General features: G+C 76.3%; 18 protein-coding genes. 8 read left to right on the forward strand and 10 right to left on the reverse strand.

Going from position 1 to position 16,854, the window contains the following annotated elements:
* Window positions 1–24 precede the first annotated feature (24 nt).
* Window positions 25–468 (forward strand): hypothetical protein, encoded by a 444-nt coding sequence (locus ACI780_RS02290; protein ID WP_457000607.1) that lies wholly within the window; start codon window positions 25–27, stop codon window positions 466–468.
* A gap of 37 nt (window positions 469–505) precedes the next feature.
* On the opposite strand, the gene zwf is transcribed toward ACI780_RS02290, so the two are convergent.
* Both zwf and ACI780_RS02300 read right to left on the reverse strand, forming a co-directional pair.
* Complete coding sequence (zwf, locus tag ACI780_RS02295) at window positions 506–1,999, reverse strand: glucose-6-phosphate dehydrogenase (protein ID WP_456870278.1); 1,494 nt, start codon at window positions 1,997–1,999, stop codon at window positions 506–508.
* A 48-nt stretch (window positions 2,000–2,047) separates the two neighbouring features.
* Window positions 2,048–2,236 (reverse strand): hypothetical protein, encoded by a 189-nt coding sequence (locus ACI780_RS02300; protein ID WP_141233894.1) that lies wholly within the window; start codon window positions 2,234–2,236, stop codon window positions 2,048–2,050.
* A gap of 166 nt (window positions 2,237–2,402) precedes the next feature.
* Here ACI780_RS02300 and ACI780_RS02305 point away from each other — a divergent pair, with 166 nt between their 5' ends.
* The 6 genes from ACI780_RS02305 (at window position 2,403) to ACI780_RS02330 (ending at window position 8,276) form a co-directional block, all read left to right on the forward strand.
* Complete coding sequence (locus ACI780_RS02305) at window positions 2,403–3,923, forward strand: phospholipase D-like domain-containing protein (protein WP_456870279.1); 1,521 nt, start codon at window positions 2,403–2,405, stop codon at window positions 3,921–3,923.
* 46 nt (window positions 3,924–3,969) lie between these two features.
* Window positions 3,970–4,857, forward strand: coding sequence for an arginase family protein (locus tag ACI780_RS02310; protein ID WP_456870280.1), 888 nt, complete (start codon window positions 3,970–3,972; stop codon window positions 4,855–4,857).
* A gap of 31 nt (window positions 4,858–4,888) precedes the next feature.
* Window positions 4,889–5,665: an SDR family NAD(P)-dependent oxidoreductase gene (locus ACI780_RS02315; protein ID WP_456870281.1), complete on the forward strand. Its 777-nt coding sequence runs from the start codon at window positions 4,889–4,891 to the stop codon at window positions 5,663–5,665.
* Window positions 5,662–6,198 carry a class I SAM-dependent methyltransferase gene (locus ACI780_RS02320; RefSeq protein ID WP_457000608.1) on the forward strand — a complete coding sequence of 179 codons (537 nt, stop codon included), beginning with the start codon at window positions 5,662–5,664 and terminating at the stop codon, window positions 6,196–6,198. The genes ACI780_RS02315 and ACI780_RS02320 overlap by 4 nt, the downstream gene beginning before the upstream one ends.
* Before the next feature lie 28 nt (window positions 6,199–6,226).
* Entirely contained in the window at window positions 6,227–7,402 is a 1,176-nt protein-coding gene (locus tag ACI780_RS02325; RefSeq protein WP_456870283.1) for an acyl-CoA dehydrogenase family protein, read from the forward strand.
* Between the two features lie 178 nt (window positions 7,403–7,580).
* Window positions 7,581–8,276, forward strand: a complete 696-nt coding sequence (locus ACI780_RS02330) for a response regulator (protein WP_457000609.1) — start codon at window positions 7,581–7,583, stop codon at window positions 8,274–8,276.
* On the opposite strand, the gene ACI780_RS02335 is transcribed toward ACI780_RS02330, so the two are convergent.
* From ACI780_RS02335 to ACI780_RS02355, 5 genes are all read right to left on the reverse strand, one after another.
* Window positions 8,258–8,698 carry a hypothetical protein gene (locus ACI780_RS02335; RefSeq protein WP_457000610.1) on the reverse strand — a complete coding sequence of 147 codons (441 nt, stop codon included), beginning with the start codon at window positions 8,696–8,698 and terminating at the stop codon, window positions 8,258–8,260. The genes ACI780_RS02330 and ACI780_RS02335 overlap by 19 nt on opposite strands.
* 72 nt (window positions 8,699–8,770) lie before the next feature.
* Window positions 8,771–9,946: an ATP-binding protein gene (locus ACI780_RS02340; protein WP_457000611.1), complete on the reverse strand. Its 1,176-nt coding sequence runs from the start codon at window positions 9,944–9,946 to the stop codon at window positions 8,771–8,773.
* 132 nt (window positions 9,947–10,078) lie between these two features.
* On the reverse strand, window positions 10,079–10,813 hold the full coding sequence (locus ACI780_RS02345; protein ID WP_456870287.1) for a DUF3618 domain-containing protein: 735 nt from the start codon (window positions 10,811–10,813) through the stop codon (window positions 10,079–10,081).
* A 39-nt stretch (window positions 10,814–10,852) separates the two neighbouring features.
* A complete protein-coding gene (locus tag ACI780_RS02350; protein ID WP_089406188.1) occupies window positions 10,853–11,449 on the reverse strand; it encodes a phage holin family protein in 597 nt (198 codons plus the stop codon).
* 3 nt (window positions 11,450–11,452) lie between these two features.
* Window positions 11,453–12,322 carry a hypothetical protein gene (locus ACI780_RS02355; protein ID WP_456870288.1) on the reverse strand — a complete coding sequence of 290 codons (870 nt, stop codon included), beginning with the start codon at window positions 12,320–12,322 and terminating at the stop codon, window positions 11,453–11,455.
* 311 nt (window positions 12,323–12,633) lie between these two features.
* On the opposite strand from ACI780_RS02355, the gene ACI780_RS02360 reads away from it, so the two are divergent.
* Window positions 12,634–13,476, forward strand: coding sequence for a siderophore-interacting protein (locus ACI780_RS02360; protein ID WP_457000612.1), 843 nt, complete (start codon window positions 12,634–12,636; stop codon window positions 13,474–13,476).
* A gap of 8 nt (window positions 13,477–13,484) precedes the next feature.
* On the opposite strand, the gene ACI780_RS02365 is transcribed toward ACI780_RS02360, so the two are convergent.
* The 3 genes from ACI780_RS02365 to ACI780_RS02375 form a co-directional block, all read right to left on the reverse strand.
* Entirely contained in the window at window positions 13,485–14,273 is a 789-nt protein-coding gene (locus ACI780_RS02365; protein ID WP_456870290.1) for an enoyl-CoA hydratase/isomerase family protein, read from the reverse strand.
* A 4-nt stretch (window positions 14,274–14,277) separates the two neighbouring features.
* Window positions 14,278–15,198, reverse strand: coding sequence for a KPN_02809 family neutral zinc metallopeptidase (gene ypfJ, locus ACI780_RS02370; RefSeq protein ID WP_457000613.1), 921 nt, complete (start codon window positions 15,196–15,198; stop codon window positions 14,278–14,280).
* A 75-nt stretch (window positions 15,199–15,273) separates the two neighbouring features.
* On the reverse strand, window positions 15,274–16,854 hold the full coding sequence (locus ACI780_RS02375; RefSeq protein WP_457000614.1) for a helicase HerA-like domain-containing protein: 1,581 nt from the start codon (window positions 16,852–16,854) through the stop codon (window positions 15,274–15,276).

The raw sequence follows: 16,854 nt of genomic DNA on the forward strand, positions 1-16,854 counted from the left end.
ACCCCGCACCCGTCGGAGGCTCCCGTGAGCAGCACCGCCGTCCGGACCCACCTCGCGGACCACGGCCTGCGCACCCCGGTGCTGTGGGGCGTCGTCGTCGGCGCCCTGCAGTCCGTCGCTCCGCTGGCCTTCCCCTGGCTGGCGCCGGTGACCGTCCACGCCCTGGGCCTCACCCTGATCGCCGCGGTCTACGTCGGGTTCGCCGTCGCCGACGGGCGCCGGCACGTCCTGGCCGTCGAGGTGGCCGTCGCGTCGGCCTTCGTGGTCCTCGCCGCGGCCGCGGTGCCGGCGTCGGGCTGGCTGGTCGTGGCCGGGCTGCTGGGCCACGGCCTCAAGGACCTGTGGCAGCACCGCACCGGCTTCGTGGCCGGCACCCGCTGGTGGCCGCCGTTCTGCGCCACCGTCGACGTGGTCGCGGCCGCACTCGTCGCCGTCGCGATCCTCACCGGGCTGCCCGTGGCGCCCTGACCCCGGCCGCGGGCCGGCCCCCCGTGGACGACGCCGGTCAGGACCGGGCGGAGTGGCGCCAGCTGCGGCCGTCCCGCGTGATGAGCGCGTCGGCCTCCGGCGGCCCCCAGGTGGCCGCCTGGTAGAGCGGGATGGGCCGCGGGTCGCTCGCCCAGTACCGCATCACCGGGTCGACGATCCGCCAGGACCGCCCGACCTCGTCGGCGCGGATGAACAGCGTGGGGTCGCCGATCAGCGCGTCGAGGATGACCCGCTCGTAGGCGTCGGGGGACTGCTCGTCGAAGCTCTCGTAGGAGAAGTCCATCGAGGCCTTCTGCACCCGGAAGGCGTGGCCGGGCACCTTGGCGCCGAACTTCAGGCTCAGCCCCTCGTCGGGCTGGACGCGCACGACGAGCGCGTCGGGCTCCAGCCCCTCGGCCCGGCCGGGGAACAGCGGCAGCTGCGGCGGACGGCGGAACTCCATGGCCACCTCCGTCAGCCGCGCCGGCAGCCGCTTGCCGGTGCGCACGTAGACCGGGACGCCGGTCCAGCGCCAGTTCTGCACCTCCAGGCGCATCGCCACGAAGGTCTCCGTGGAGCTGAGCGGGTCGACGCCGGGCTCGTCGCGGTAGCCGGCCATGAGGTCCTCGCGGGTGCCGCCGCGGGTGTACTGCCCGCGCACCGCGTTGGCCGCGATCTGCGCCTCGTCCTCCAGCGGCGCGATGGCCCGGAGCAGCTTGACCTTCTCGTCCCGGATCGCCTCCGCGTGGAACGACGTGGGCGGCTCCATGAGGAAGAGGGAGAGGACCTGCAGGACGTGGTTCTGGACGATGTCCCGCATGGCGCCGGTGGTCTCGTAGAACCCGCCGCGGTCCCCGACGCCCAGGGTCTCGGCGACGGTGATCTGCACGTTGTCGACCCACGTGCGGTTCCAGATCGGCTCGAAGATGGAGTTGGCGAAGCGCAGCGCCAGCAGGTTCTGCACCGTCTCCTTGGCCAGGTAGTGGTCGATGCGGAAGATCTGCTCCTCGGTGAACGCCGACGACAGGTCCGCGTAGAGGGCGCGGGCGCTGTCCTCGTCCCACCCGAAGGGCTTCTCGACGACCGCCCGGACGAAGGCGCCGTCGGAGGGCACCGACAGCCCCGCCTTGCCGAGGCTCACCGCGATCGGCCCGAACAGCCGCGGCGGCGTCGCCAGGTAGTACACCCGGTTGCCGGCGGTCCCGTGCCGCTCGTCGCACTCGGCCAGCACCTCGGCCAGTCGCTGGTAGGTGGCCGGGTCGTCGTAGCCGCCGTGCACGTAGCGGGCCGCCGCCGTGAGCTCGCGCCACCGCGGGTCGTCCCCGGACACGCTGCGGCGGCACAGCTCGCCGAAGTCGGCGTCGCTCATCGGGGTGCGGGCGACACCCACCAGCGCCACCTCCGGCGGCAGCGCCCCGTAGCCGGCCAGCCGCTCGAGCGCGGGCAGCAGCTTGCGCGCGGTCAGGTCACCCGAGGCGCCGAAGATGACCAGCACGCACGGCGGGGAGCGGCGGTCCGGATCGAGGTCCACGTGCTGAGCATGCCGGGGCGGGACGGCCACCGACAGACCTCGCCCCGGCTACTCGCGGACGACCCACACCTCGGCCGGCCCCTCGGGGGTGTCGCGCACCTGCACCGGCTCGTACCGCTGGTAGACGCCGAACCACCGGGGCCCGTCGTAGACCAGCACCGAGGACGTCAGCATCTCGGCCCGCAGGTCGTCGACCTCGCCGTGTCGGGGCCCGCCCCAGTGCAGCACCAGCGGCATGCCCGGCAAGGTAGCCGGTCGGGGCCGGTCCCGTCCGCGGGGGCCGGTCCGGGGACGGACACGCCTCGGCGTCGTCACCCTCCGCGAGCACCCCGTTCGGCACCGATCGGATGACGTCGGCGAGGCGGACGCGCACGGTGCTTGCGCAGGTCGGCAGACTGCCGGGGTGACGGAGAGCGCCGACGGCAGCGGGACGACGTCCCCGGCTCCCGTCCCCGCGCCCACCGCCGACACCCTGCTCGTCCCCGGCGAGACGTGCTGGCGCATCGAGCGCGCCGACCGGCACGCCGTCTTCGTCGACGCCGCCGACTACTTCGCCACGCTCAAGCAGGCGGTGCTGCGCGCCGAGCGGCGGGTGCTGTTCATCGGCTGGGACTTCGACCCCCGCATCCGGCTGGACCCCCGCACGCCCGGCCGCGCCCACGACGACCGGCTCGGGCCGGTGCTCGAGCGGGCCGTGCGGGCCAACCCGCGGCTGGAGATCGGCGTCCTGCAGTGGGACCTCGGCATGGTGGTGGCCCTCACCCGGCGGATGGCGCCGATCGTGCTGCTCAACCGCCGCTCGCCCGACCGGCTGCGGTTCAGCGTCGACACGCACCACCCGATCGGCGGCGCGCACCACCAGAAGATCGTCGTCATCGACGACTGCCTCGCCTTCGCCGGCGGCATCGACGTCACCGCCGACCGCTGGGACACCTCCGAGCACCGCGACCGCCACCCGCTGCGCCACCGGCCGCACACGACCCGGCTGAGCGGGCCGTGGCACGACGTCACCAGCCTCGTCTCCGGCCCGGCCGCCCGCGCGCTCGGTGACCTCGCCCGCGAGCGCTGGGAGAGCGGCACCGGCGAGCACCTGGAGCCGGTGGACGACGTCGAGGCGTGCTGGCCCGACGTCGAGACGTTCCTGACCGACGTCGACGTCGCGATCTCCCGCACCCGCCCGGAGCACGGCGGCGCGCAGCTGGTCCACGAGATCGAGCTGCTGTGGCTCGCGGTGATCGCGGCCGCCCGCGAGGCCGTCTACATCGAGACGCAGTACTTCGCCAACCGCCGGATCGCCGAGGCGATCGCCGACCGGCTCGGCGAGCCCGACGGCCCGGAGTTCGTCGTCCTCAACCCGCAGACGGCCGAGAGCTGGCTGGAGACCCGGGCGATGGACACCGCCCGCGTGAAGCTCCTCGACCTGGTCCGCCGCGCCGACCGGTACGACCGGTTCCGGCTCTACGTCCCGGTCGCCGAGGGCCGGCGGCCGGTGTACGTGCACGCCAAGGTGACCGTCCTCGACGACCGGCTGCTGCGCATCGGCTCGTCCAACCTCAACAACCGCTCGATGGGCCTGGACACCGAGTGCGACGTGTCGATCGAGGCGCGCACCGGCGACCCCCGCGAGGCGGAGATCCGTTCGGCGGTGCTCGGGATGCGCCACCGGCTGCTCGGGGAGCACCTCGGCGTGGCGCCCGAGGAGGTGGCCGCCGCCGTCGAGCGCTGCGGGGGCTCGCTGGTGCGGGCCATCGAGTCGCTGCAGCGGCCCACCGGCCGCTCGCTGGTCGCCTTCGAGCCCCCGGAGCTCGCGCCGGTCGAGCGGTTCCTCGCCGAGACCGAGCTGCTCGACGCCGAGCACACCCCCAACCGGTGGCGCCGGGTCAAGCAGGCCTTCGGCGGCCGCCGGCGGCGGCAGCGCGGCTGAGCCCCGCTCGCTGGCCGCACGCCCCGTGGCGGGGTAGGACACCGGGGTGCCCTCCGCGCGCCCCCTCGACCTGCTGGCCGCCCCCTCCAGCGCCGCGGCGCACTGGCCCGGGCAGGAGCGGGCCTGGGCCGCGCTGCAGCAGGCCGGGCTGCCCGGCGCCCTGGCCGCCGGCGGCGAGGTGGCGGTCCGGGAGCTGTTCGCGCCGGTGCGCTGGACGGCGGGCCGGGCGCCCGCGGGCCGGGTGCGCGACGCCGGCCGGGTCGCCGCCGGGCTGGCCGCGGTGCGCGACGCCGTCGCCGGATCGCTGCGCGCCGGGCGGCTGCCGGTGGTCGTCGGCGGGGAGTGCACGACGACGGCCGGGCTGGTCGCCGGTGCCCGCGCGGCCGGCCTGACCCCCGGGCTGGTGTACGTCGACGGCGGCGTCGACCTGCGCACCCCGGCCGACAACCCCACCGGCGTCGCCGACTCCATGGCGCTGGCGCACGTGCTCGCGCTCGACGGGTGCGACCCCGACCTGCTCGCCGTCGGGCCGGTGCCCCTGCTGCCGGTCGAGAGCGTGCGGGCCGTCGGCGTCCGCGACACCGAGCCCGACGCCACCACCGCGGCGCGCACCGGCCTGGCCGTCGTCGGCGCCGCGCAGGTCGCCGCCGACCCGGCGGGGGTCGCGGCGGACGCGGCCGCGGCGGTGGGCGGGCCCGACGGGTTCCTCGTGCACCTCGACGTCGACGTCGTGGAGTTCCTCGACCTGCCGCTGGCCGACGTCCCCGACCACGGCCAGGGCCTCGCCCTCGACGTCGTGGCCGGCCTGCTGGCCCGGCTGTGCGCCGACCCGGGGTTCCGCGGGCTGTGCGTCACCGAGCTCAACCCCGACCACGCCGCCGGCCCCGGCGACGTCCGGCGGCTGGTCGACGTGCTCGCCCGCGCGCTGGCGTGACCCGGCGCCCGCGCCGGGTAGGGCGCCGGGCATGAGCGGCTCAGCGACCTTCGACTTCACCGGCTCCGTCGTCCTCGTCACCGGCGGCGGCACGGGCATCGGCCTGGCCATCACCCGCGCGTTCCTCGACGCCGGCGCCACCGTCGTGGTCACCGGCCGCCGGCGGGAGCGGCTCGAGGCCGCCCTCGACGGCGTCCCCGCCGGGCGCGGGGCGGCACTGCCGGCCGACGTCTCCGACCCCGCGCAGGTGCGGCGGCTGGTCGCCGACGTCGTCGACCGCTTCGGCCGGCTCGACGTCGTGGTGAGCAACGCGGCCGGCTACGAGAGCGGGGAGGTCACCGACCTCGCCGACGACGCCTGGGAGCGGATGCGCGCCACCAACGTCGACGCGTTCTTCCACCTCGCCAAGGCCGCGCTGCCGCGGCTGGCGGAGTCCGGCGGCAACCTCGTCGCCGTCTCCTCGGTGTCCGGGCTGCGCGGCGACTGGGGGCAGGCCGGCTACAACGCCACCAAGGCCGCGGTCACCAACTTCGTGCGGTCCCTGGCGCTGGACTGGGGCCCGCGCGGCGTGCGGCTCAACGCCGTCGCGCCCGCCTTCACCTTCACCGAGCTCAACGCCGACGCTCCCCGCGACGACGCCTCGCTCGCGCCGTTCCGCAACCGCATCGCGCTGGGCCGCCCCGGCGAGCCCGAGGACATCGCGCCGTCGGTGCTGTTCCTCGCCTCCGAGGGCGCCCGGTACGTGACCGGCGCGGTGCTCGCCGTCGACGGCGGGACCAGCGCGTCCACCGGACAGGCGCACGTGTGACCGCACGGGCGGCGTCCGACCGGCTGGCGTTCGTCGCCGGCGTGGTCGCGGCGGCGCCGGGGGAGCGGGTGCTCGAGGTCGGCTGCGGCGCCGGCGTCCTGGTCACGGAGCTGGCTGCCGCGGTCGGCGCGGGCCGCGTGGTCGCCGTCGACCGGTCGGCGCGGATGGCCGCCGCCGCCGCCCGGCGCAACCGCGCGGCCGTCGACGACGGCCGGGTCCGGGTGCTCCCCGCGCCGCTGCTGTCGGCCGACCTCGGCGGCGAGCGCTTCGACGCGGTGGTCGCCGTCGACGTCCGGGCGTTCTGGACCCCGCCGGCCCCCGAGTGGGACGCCGTCGCGGCCCTGCTGGCCCCCGGCGGGCGGGTGGTCGTCGGCTTCTCGGTGATGCGCCCACCCGACCGCGACGCGGTGCCCGCCGCGGTGGCCCTGCTGGCCGGCCGGCGGGGGCTCGCCGTGACGGCGACGAGCGAGGCGGCGACGGCGCCGTACCCGACGGCCGCCGTCGCGTTGCGGGCGGCCGCGGCGGGTAGGTGAGGACGACCCGATCGACGGAGGACCCGCGATGACCGACGAGCTGCCCGGCGACCTCTACGGCTACGAGACGCTGCTGACCGACGACGAGCGCAAGGAGCTGACCGGCATCCGGCGCTTCCTGGACGAGGAGGTCCGCCCGCGGGTCAACGACGCGTGGGCGGCCGCGGAGTTCCCGATGGACCTGGTACCGCGCTTCGCCGAGGAGGGGATGGTCGGGCGCAGCTACGACCTGGAGCACCGGCCGCGCGCCTCCCGGCTGTTCACCGGGTTCATCGCCCTGGAGACCGCGCGCGTCGACCCGTCGATGGCCACCTTCCTCGGGGTGCACAACGGCCTGTCGATGGGCTCGATCGTGCTGTTGGGCTCCGACGAGCAGCGGGCCCGCTGGGTGCCCGGCATGGTGGCGCTGGACCGGATCGGCGCGTTCGCCCTCACCGAGCCGCACGGCGGTTCCGACGTCGCCCGCGGCCTGGAGACCACCGCCCGCCGCGACGGCGACGAGTGGGTCATCGACGGCGCCAAGCGCTGGATCGGCAACGGCACCTTCGCCGACGTCGTCGTCGTGTTCGCCCGCGACGTCGCCGACGACCAGGTGAAGACGTTCGTCGTCGAGAAGGGCACGCCCGGCTTCACGCCGACGAAGATGGAGGGCAAGTACGCGCTGCGCACGGTGCAGAACGCCGACATCGTCTTCGACGGCTGCCGCGTCCCGGCGGAGAACAAGCTCGAGCACGGCAACTCCTTCAAGGACGTCAACCGCGTCCTCAAGCTGACCCGTGGCGGCGTCGCGTGGTCGGCCGTGGGCTGCCAGATGGGCGCCTTCGAGGCGGCGATCGCCTACGCCAAGGATCGGCGGCAGTTCGGCCGGCAGATCGCCGGGTTCCAGCTGGTGCAGGACCTGCTCGCCCGGATGGCCGGCAACGTCACCGCCAGCCTCGGCATGGCGGTGCGGGTGTCGCAGCTGCAGGAGGAGGGGGTCTTCCGCGACGAGCAGGCGGCGCTGGCCAAGTCCTTCGTCACCGCCCGGGCCCGCGAGACCGTGGCGCTGGCCCGCGAGCTGTTCGGCGGCAACGGGATCCTGCTGGAGAACGACGTCGTGCGGTACTTCGCCGACGCCGAGGCGCTCTACTCCTACGAGGGCACCCGCGAGATCAACAGCCTGATCGTCGGCCGCGCGCTGACCGGGGTGAGCGCCTTCGTGTGAGGGCGCGCGGGCCGAGCGGGCAGGTGCGGTCGGCGACCCGCGCCGACCCGCCGCGTCGAGCCGCGGCAACTGCTCACTCGGCCGAGCGAGCCGCCGCTCCCCGGCTGCACCTGTCGCACCGCCGCGCCGAAGCCCTGCGGGAGACGGGCGGGACCGCCGCCCGCGGTGGGGAGGTGCGGTGGCCGCGCAGTCGGTGCTCGTCGTGGAGGACACCGCCGAGATCCGCGAGCTGGTCGTCACGGTGCTCACCCGGGCGGGGCTGGACGTGCGCGCCGTCGGGTCGGCCGCCGGGTGCCTGGCCGAGGTGCGCCGGTCGGCCCCGGACCTGGTCGTGCTCGACCTCGGGCTGCCCGACGGCGACGGCACCGAGGTCTGCCGGCAGCTGCGCGCCGAGAGCGGCTGCTACGTCCTCATGCTCACCGCGCGCGCCGAGGAGGTCGACCTGCTCGTCGGCCTCGCCGTCGGCGCGGACGGGTACATGGCCAAGCCGTTCTCCCCGCGCGAGCTCGTCGCCCGCGTGCAGGCCATGCTGCGCCGTCCGCGCACGGTCACGGACACCACGGCGCCGGGCACGGCCCCCGTCCGGCTGGCCGACCTGGAGATCGACGAGGACAGCCGCGAGGTGCGCGTCGACGGCGCCGTCGTGGACCTGACACGCACCGAGTTCGACCTGCTGGCGGCGCTCGCGTCGCGGCCGGGCCGGGTGCTGCAGCGGGAGACGCTGCTGCGCGAGGTGTGGCGCACCGAGTGGGCCGGCAGCCTGCGCCTGGTGGAGGCGCACATGTCCAACCTGCGCCGCAAGCTGCAGGCCGCGGGCCTGGCCGAGGCCGAGATCCGCACCGTCCGCGGGGTGGGCTACCGGCTGGTGGCCTGACCCCCGCGCGGCGCCGGCACCGCGCCGGCGGCCCCGGTCAGCCCGGTCAGCTCGGTGACCAGCGCGTGCGCGACGACGCCGCGGCGGGCCTGCCGGGCGATCGCCCCGGACAGCCGCGCGACGGCGGGGTCGCCGAGCTGCCCGCTGCTGCCGGCCAGCGCGGTCGCGCCGTCGGCCAGGGCGGCGGTGTCCCCGGCGCGGGCGGCCCGGCCGATGGCGGCCAGCCGCCCCGGCAGGGCGTCGGCGTGCGCGGCGCGCAGCCGCTCGACGACGGCGGGGTCGACCGCGGCAGGGTCGACCGCGGCAGGGTCGGCGGGCGCGGCCGCGGCGCGGTGCTCGAGGAAGGCCAGCAGGCGGGCGGGGAGGTCGCCGTCGGTGACGAGGGTGGTCCGTCGCTGCGGGGTGCGGTCCGCCGTGCTCACGCCGGGGAGCCTGCCAGCGCCCGCGCAGCGCCTCCGCGGGGACCCCGCACGATCGCCGCAAGACGGCTGTGCTCAGCGGGGCAGGACCAGGGTGGCCGTGGTGCCGCGGCCCTCGGTGCTGACCAGCTCCAGCCGGCCGCCGTGCGCGGTGGCGATGGCCCGGGTGATCGCCAGGCCGAGGCCGGCGCCCGGCACCGACCGGCGCACGTTCGACCCGCGGGTGAAGCGGGTGCCCAGCCGCGCCTGCTCGGCGGCCGGGACGCCGACGCCGGTGTCGGCGACCGCCACCCGGACCTCCTCCGCGGTGGGGACGACGGTGAGGTCCACCCGTCCGCCGCGGGGGGTGAACTTGACCGCGTTGGACACCAGGTTGTCCAGCGCCTGGCCCAACCGGACCGCGTCGCCGGGCACCACCGGGCCACCCGCGGGCACCCGGGCGGTGAGGACCACGCCGGCGGCGGCTGCGGTGACCCGCGCCGACTCCTCGGCGGCGCGCGCGAGGGCCCCGAGGTCGGCCTCGCCCGGCACGAGCGGGAACCGGCCGGCCTCTACCTGGGCGGTGAACAGCAGGTCGCCGACCAGCCGCTCGAGCCGGGCGGCGTTGCGGGCGACGACGTCGAGGTACCCGCGGGTCTGCTCGCCCAGCGCCGGGTCGTCGAGGACCAGCTCGAGGTAGCCGAGGACCGACGACAGCGGCGTGCGCAGCTCGTGGCTGACCAGCCCGACGAACTGGTCCTTGAGCCGCTCGGCCTCGCGCACCCCGGTCACGTCGGTGCCGACGAAGGTCCACCCGTCGGGACCGCCGTCGTCGGCCCGTGGGGTGACCGCCACCGACACCGTGCGGCGGGTACCGTCGGCGGCCACGTAGGTCCAGTCGCGGACGTCGCTGCCGCGCTCGGCGGCGGTGCCCACCAGCGCGGACAGGCCGCGGCCGGCGAGCTCGGCGGGGTCGTGGAAGTCGGTGACGCGGCGGCGGCGCACGACCTCGGCGCGGGGGAGGCCCAGCAGCCGCTCGGCGCCGGGGTTCCACACCCGGACGACGCCGTCGGCGTCGGTGCCGACGACCGACTGCTCGGTGATGGCGTCGACGACGCCGGTCATCGTGGCGGCGCGGGCGCGCAGCACGCGGGCGGCGACGGCGAGCTCCTCGCCGCGGTCGTCGACCAGCGCGGCCAGGGCCGAGCGCTCGGCCTCCAGCTCGGCCACCCGCGCGCGCAGCGCGGCGAGCTCGGCCTCGGTCCCGGTCACGGGGGTCAGGTCGGCCCCGCCGGCGCGGCCCTGCAGCCGGCGCGCCGCCGGCTCACCCGGGCAGGGGAGGCCCCGACACGGCAGCGCCCCGCCGGGGAGACCCGGCGGGGCGCTGCGCCGTGCTGGGTGCTGCTACGAGCTGGTGGCCTGGCTCTGCACGGACTCGCGGGACTGCTGGGCCTGGCCCTGCACGTCCTGCGCGGCCGACTGGCCCTCCTGCTTGACCGTCTGGGCGGCGTCCTGGGCGGTGCCCTTGACCTCCTGGACGGCCTGCTGGGCGGCCGGCTTGAGCTGCTCGCCGACCTCCTGGGCGGCCTGCTTGGCCGGGGCCAGCAGCTCGTCCTTGTGCTCGCGGAGGGCGGACTCGGCCTGCTGCGCCAGCTCCTGCTCCTTCTGCGTGGCCGGCAGCAGGCTGCTCACCAGCCAGCCGACGCCGAAGGCGATGAGACCGGCCGCGAGGGGGTTGCCCTGCGTCTGGCGGATCACCGCGTCCGGGGCCTGCTGCACGGCCGAGGCCGCCGACGAGGCGGCGTCCTGCACGGTGCCGGCCGCGTTGGAGGCGGCGCCCTGCACCGAGCCGGCCACGTTGGAGGCCGTGCCCTGCACCGAGCCGGCCACGTTGGAGGCCGTGCCCTGCACCGAGCCGAGCGCGTTCTGAGCGGTGCCGCGCGTCGAGGACCGGGTGTCGTGGGCCGAGCCCATGACCTTGTCCTTGACGTTGGCGAAGCGGCCCTTGGCCGCGCTCATCCGCCGGTCGACGACGCGGGCCGGGTTGACCTTCTCGTTGAGGGCGTCGACGTCGTAGCTGAGCTCGCGCCGCGTCTCCTCGATCTGCCGCCGGATGGCGTCCGGGTCACTGCTGGTCATGTCTGCTCCAGAGAGGTGTGGGGGCCGTGGGCCCGGGGGTCAGTGGGGCTTCAGGGCGCCGGGGACCTGCTGGAGCGTGTCCACGGTCCGTTCGGGCTTGGGGTTGACCTGCCGGAACTTCTTGCGGCCCATCGAGAACGCGACCGCGCCGATGATCGCCCAGAGGACCGCGACGATGAGGGCCGACCAGCTGTGGCCGACCAGGTGGGACAGGGCCCACCACAGCGCGATGCTGAGGAAGATCACGGTCATCAGCCCGGCCAGGCCCGCGGCGCCGAACATGCCCGCGCCCTGCCCGGCCTTCTTGGCCTCGACCTGCAGCTCGGCCTTGGCCAGCGCGAGCTCCTGGCGCATGAGCACCGAGAGGTCCGTGGTGACCTCGCTGATGAGCTGCCCGACCGAGACGCCCTCGACGTCGGGCCGGCCGGCCTCGGTGGTCGGGGTGCCCAGGTTGCCGGCGTGGGCGCCCGTCGAGGCGCCGTAGGACTCGTCGGCGTAGGACTGCTCGCCGTAGGCGCTGCTGCCGGCCTGACCCTGGTCGTACGTGGGCGGGACGGCGTAGTTGGCCGGCGGGGGCTCCGGCGGGTAGCCCGACTGGCCGCCCACCGGCGTGGCGCCGGAGTAGGGAGAGGACATGGCTCAGACCCCCGTGCCCGGGCGGCGGGTGGGGTCGTCCCAGCCCGCGGGAGTGGTCGGCGGGACGACGCCGCCGGCCGGCGGGGTGGTGCCGTACGGCGGGGGCGGCAGCGGCGTGCCGGTGGTCCCGGTCTCGCCGTAGCCACCCGACGTGGTCGTCTCGTAGGTGGTGGTCGTCTCGTAGGACGGCGTCGACTCGTAGCCCGAGGTCGTCTCGTAGCCGGAGTAGGACGGCGTGGTGTCGACGAAGTTGCCGGTGCCCTGGGTCGTCCCCGTGTAGTGCCGGCCCGACGAGGAGCTGGTGTCGGAGTGCGCGGCCTTGACTCCGCTGGTCAGCCGGCCCGCGAGGACGCCGGCGAGCGCGGCGCCGAGCAGGAAGGAGCCGGGGCGGCGACGGGCGAAGCTGCGGACGTCCTCGAGCAGGTCGCCCGGCTCGCGGTTCTGCAGCATGCGGGCGAACTCCTCGACCCGGCCGGCGCCCTGCTGCAGCAGGTCACGGGCGGGGCCGGGGGCCGGGGCGTTGCCCTCGACCATGCCGCGCAGCTGCTCGGCGAGGCTCGCCAGGCTCTGCCCGGCCTTCTGCTGCTGGGAGACGACCTGCTGGCGCACCTGGGTGCGGCCCTGCTGGACGAGGCCCTGGGCCTGCTGCTGTGCCTCGGCGACGACCGTCTTCGCCTGGTCGGCGGCGGTCGAGGCGACCTGGCTGCCGGCCTGCTTGGCCGTCTGCCCGACGTTGCGGGCCTCGTCCTTGGCCACGTCGGTGGTGGACGGCGAGCCGGTGCTGGTCGTGGTCGAGGTCGTACTCGTGTCCCCGTAGCCGGTCGCACCCGAGGAGGGCGGCGGCGGGAGGGGGGCGTCGATGGAGTGGGTCATCGTTCCTCCTGAGTGGATCTCGGTCGGCGTCCTGCTACCCCGGAATGGATCACGCACACATCGCCGGGCGACGGCCGTCGCCGGATCGTGTGCAGGTCGAGCGGGGTCGGCACCGGGGCGGGTGACGGCCCGTGAGTCGTGGGGAGAGCGGTCCGGCGCCGTCCGGGGGAGCGGCGCGCGCCGGATGACGGCGCCGGGGACGGCGTCGTTCCCGCAGGCCAGGGGCTACCCGGACGAGGCGGTCCGGAAACGGGGCCGGCCCGGCGGTACACCGGAGGTAAGGTGAGCCTTCCCTGACCCGAGGAGGGCCCGTGGCCGACCCGACCCCGCGCCGCCGGCGCACGCCGCGCACCGGCACCGTGATGAGCACCACCCGGCCGACGCCGCACCTCGTCCGCGTCGTCCTGGGCGGCGACGGGCTGGCCGGTTTCGCGCCGGAGCACACCGACTCCTACGTCAAGCTGCTGTTCCCGCCGCCGGGGGCGCCCTACGCCGCGCCCTTCGACCTCGACGAGGTGCAGGAGCGGCTGCCCCGCGAGCAGTGGCCCTCGACCCGCACGTACACCGTGCGCTCGTGGAACGCCGCGGCCGGCGAGCTGACCATCGACTTCGTCGTCCACGGCGACGAGGGCGTGGCCGGACCGTGGGCGCTGGCCGCGCGCCCGGGGGACACGCTGCAGCTGTTCGGGCCCGGCGGCGCCTACACGCCCGCGGCCGACGCGGCCTGGCACCTGCTCGCCGGCGACGAGACGGCGCTGCCGGCGATCACCGCCGCGCTCGCGGCGCTGCCCGCCGACGCCCGCGCGGAGGTCTTCGTCGAGGTGGCCGGGCCGGAGGAGCAGCAGCCGCTGCCCGGCGGGCCCCGGGTCCGGGTCACCTGGGTGCCCCGCGGCCGCGCGCCGGGGGTCGCCCTGGTCGCCGCCGTCGTCGGGGCCGACCTCCCCGAGGGCGACGTGCACGTGTTCGTGCACGGGGAGGCCGGCGCCGTGCGCGAGCTGCGCCGGTTCGTGCGCTCCGGGCTCGGCGTCCCGCGGGAGCGGATGTCGGTGTCGGGCTACTGGCGGCTGGGCAGCACCGAGGACCGCTGGCAGTCCGAGAAGCGCGAGTGGAACGCCGCCGTGGAGGCGGAGGAGGCCGGCCTCGGCGTCGCCTGACCCGGGGGTCAGCCGCGCCAGGGGAAGCGGGGTGCGCGGCGCTCGGCGAAGGCGGCGACGCCCTCGGCGAGCTCGCCGGCAGCCGCGGTCTCCCGGTACCAGCGCCGAGCCAGCTCCTCGACCCGCTCGTCGTCGCCGCCGTCGTCGAGCGCGGCGGTGATCTCCTTGGCCGCGCGCTGCGTCAGCGCCGAGCGGCCGGCCAGCACCTCGGCGAACCGCCGCACCTCACCGGCCAGGTCGCCGGCGGGCAGCAACCGGTCGACCAGCCCGGTGCGCAGTGCGGTCTCGGCGTCGACCAGCTCGCCGGAGTACAGCAGGTAGCGCGCCGTCGCCGGCCCGACCAGCCGGACGAGCTGGCGGGTCGACGTCGGGGTGAAGACGATGCCCACCTTCGCGGGGGTGACGCCGAAGACGCCGGTCGGGTCGGTGAAGCGCAGGTCGCAGCAGGTGGCCAGCTCCACGCCGCCGCCGATGCAGTGCCCGCGGACCATCGCGATGGTCGGCTTGGGGAAGTCGCGCAGCGCGGCCTGGGCGGCGAGGTTGGCCTCCCGCACGGCCGCCATCGGGTCGCCCGCGTCGGGACCGCCGAGCAGGTCGGCGATGTCGGCCCCGGCGCAGAAGCTGGGCCCGGCACCGCTGACCACGAGCACGCGCACCGCGGGGTCGTCGGCCAGCTCGGCGAGGACGCCCGGCAGCGCCGCCCACATCTGCGCGGTGAGCGCGTTGCGCTTCTCCGGGCGGTCGATGACCAGCGAGGCGACGGCGCCGTCGCGGCCGGTCCGGAGGTGCCCGGTCACCGGCTCAGCCGAGGTCGTCGGTGGCGAAGGTGTCGCACTGCGCCGGGTCGCCGGTCTCGTAGCCGGTGAGGAGCCACCGCTGCCGCTGCTCGGAGGAGCCGTGGGTGAAGGTGTCCTGGTCCACCGAGCCCCCGCCCAGGTTCTGCTGGATGAAGTCGTCGCCGATGCGGGCGGCGGTGTCCAGCGCCCGCTGGATGTCGTCCTCGGTGATGTCGGCGATCAGCGGGGCGCCGGACTCGTCGGGCACCGTCTCGGCGTGGTTGGCCCACACCCCGGCGTAGCAGTCGGCCTGCAGCTCCAGGCGCACGGTGCCGCTGGTGGGGCCGGTCTCCCCGGGGGTCACCAGCCGGTTGGTGCCGAGCAGGTTCTGCACGTGGTGGCCGTACTCGTGGGCGAGCACGTAGGCGTTGGGGAACGCCCCGCCCTCGGCGCCGAACTGGGTGCGGAGGGTGTCGAAGAAGGTCAGGTCGATGTACACGAGCTGGTCGGCGGGGCAGTAGAACGGGCCCGAGCCGCTGGTGGCCCCGCCGCACTGCGTCTGCACCTGGCCGGAGAAGAACACCGTGTCGGTCGGCACGTACTCCGCGCCCAGCGCCTGCGACCAGTAGTCCTGGATGGAGTCGATGTCGGCGACGACGGCGCACTCGACCGAGTCGTTGGCGTCGCCGCTGTCGTCGCAGGACTGCTCGAGCGCGGCGTTGTCGGCCGTCTCGCCCTCGGCCAGCCCGCCGGAGAGCGCGCCGAGCCCGGCCCCGGCGCCGCTCCCGCCGCCGAGGACCTGGATGAGCACGACGACGAGCAGGCCGACGATCCCGAGCCCGCCGCCGCCGACGGCGAGCCCCCGTCCGCCGCCGAGCCCGCCGCCCCGGCCGCGCCGGTCCTGGACCGACGACGTGTCGAGCCGCCCGCCCTCCCTGTACCGCATCGCCCGCGCCCTCCCGGTCCGTGTGTGCCGCTCGACGGTGCCACCGGCTCCCGGGCCCCGCGACCGGGGAGCGGCTCAGCGGCGCCGGCGGCGGGTGCCGAACAGGCCGCGGGTGAGCTCCCGGCCCAGCGCCGAGGCCGCCGACCGGGCGAAGCTGCGGAACACCGGGGAGGCCATGACGTCGGCCAGCACGCCGCCCTCCTCGGGCTCCTCGTGCCGGCGCGCCGGTTCCTCCCTCGGGGCCTCCCGCGGCGGCGCGGGAGCAGCCGGCGGAGCGGGCGGCGCGAGGCGCGCGGCCAGCAGCTCGCGCGCGGACTCGCGGTCGACGGCGGTGCCGTAGCGGGGCTGCAGCGGCGAGGCGGCCACCGCCGCGGCCATCGCGTCCGGCGCCACGGTGCCCATGGAGGCCCGCGGTGCGCGCAGCACCGTCCAGGCCAGCGGGGTCGGCGCCCCCCGCTCCGAGAGCACGGTGACCGCCGCCTCCCCGGTGCCCAGCGAGGTCAGCAGCGCGGCGACGTCGTCGTAGACGTCGCTCGCCGGGAAGGTCCGCACCGTCTTGCGCAGCGCGTCGGCGTCCTCGGGGGTGAAGGCGCGCAGCGCGTGCTGGACCCGGTTGCCGAGCTGGCCGAGGACGTCGGAGGGCAGGTCGGTGGGCTGCTGGGTGACGAAGAAGACGCCGACGCCCTTGGAGCGGATGAGCCGCACCGTCTGGGTGACCGCGGTCAGGAACGCCTTGCCGGCCCCGGCGAAGAGCAGGTGCGCCTCGTCGAGGAAGAACACCACCTTCGGCTTGTCCAGGTCACCGACCTCGGGCAGCTCCTCGAACAGCTCGGCGAGCAGCCACATGAGGAACGTGGAGAACAGCGCGGGCCGGTCGGCGACGGCGGGCAGCTCGACGGCGCTGATCACGCCGCGGCCGTCGGGGGCGGTGCGGATCAGGTCGGCGGGGTCGAAGGCGGGCTCGCCGAAGAAGACGTCGCCGCCGAGGTCCTCCAGCGCGACCAGCTCGCGCAGCACCACGCCCGCGGTCGCCTTCGACAGCCCGCCCAGGCCCGCGAGCTCGGCCTTCCCCTCGGGCCGGGTCAGCCAGGTCAGCAGCGCGCGCAGGTCGGCCAGGTCGAGCAGCGGCAGGCCCGCCTCGTCGGCGTGGTGGAAGACCAGCCCGAGCGAGCTCTCCTGGGTGGCGTTGAGGCCGAGCACCTTGGCCAGCAGCGTCGGGCCGAAGTCACTGACCGTGGCCCGCACCGGGACGCCGGTGCCGAGCCCGCCGAGGGCCAGGTACTCGACGGGGAAGCCGGTCGGCGTCCACGGGTCCCCGGTCTCGGCGGCCCGGCGGGTGATCCGCTCGCTCGCCTGCCCCGGCTCGGCCAGCCCCGCGAGGTCGCCCTTGAGGTCGGCGAGCACGACCGGGACGCCGGCGGCCGAGAGCTGCTCGGCCAGGAGCTGCAGCGTGCGGGTCTTGCCGGTGCCGGTGGCGCCGGCGATCAGGCCGTGCCGGTTGAGGACCGACAGCGGCAGCCGCACCCGCGCGCCGGGGTGCGGGCGGCCGCCGACGGACACGGCGCCGAGTTCGAGGGCGGGCCCCTCGACCGCGTAGCCGGCCGCGATCCGGACCGCGGCCTCCTCGTCGGGCTCCGGGCTGCGGGGGTCGCTCAC

The sequence above is a fragment of the Geodermatophilus sp. SYSU D00814 genome (assembly GCF_054050055.1).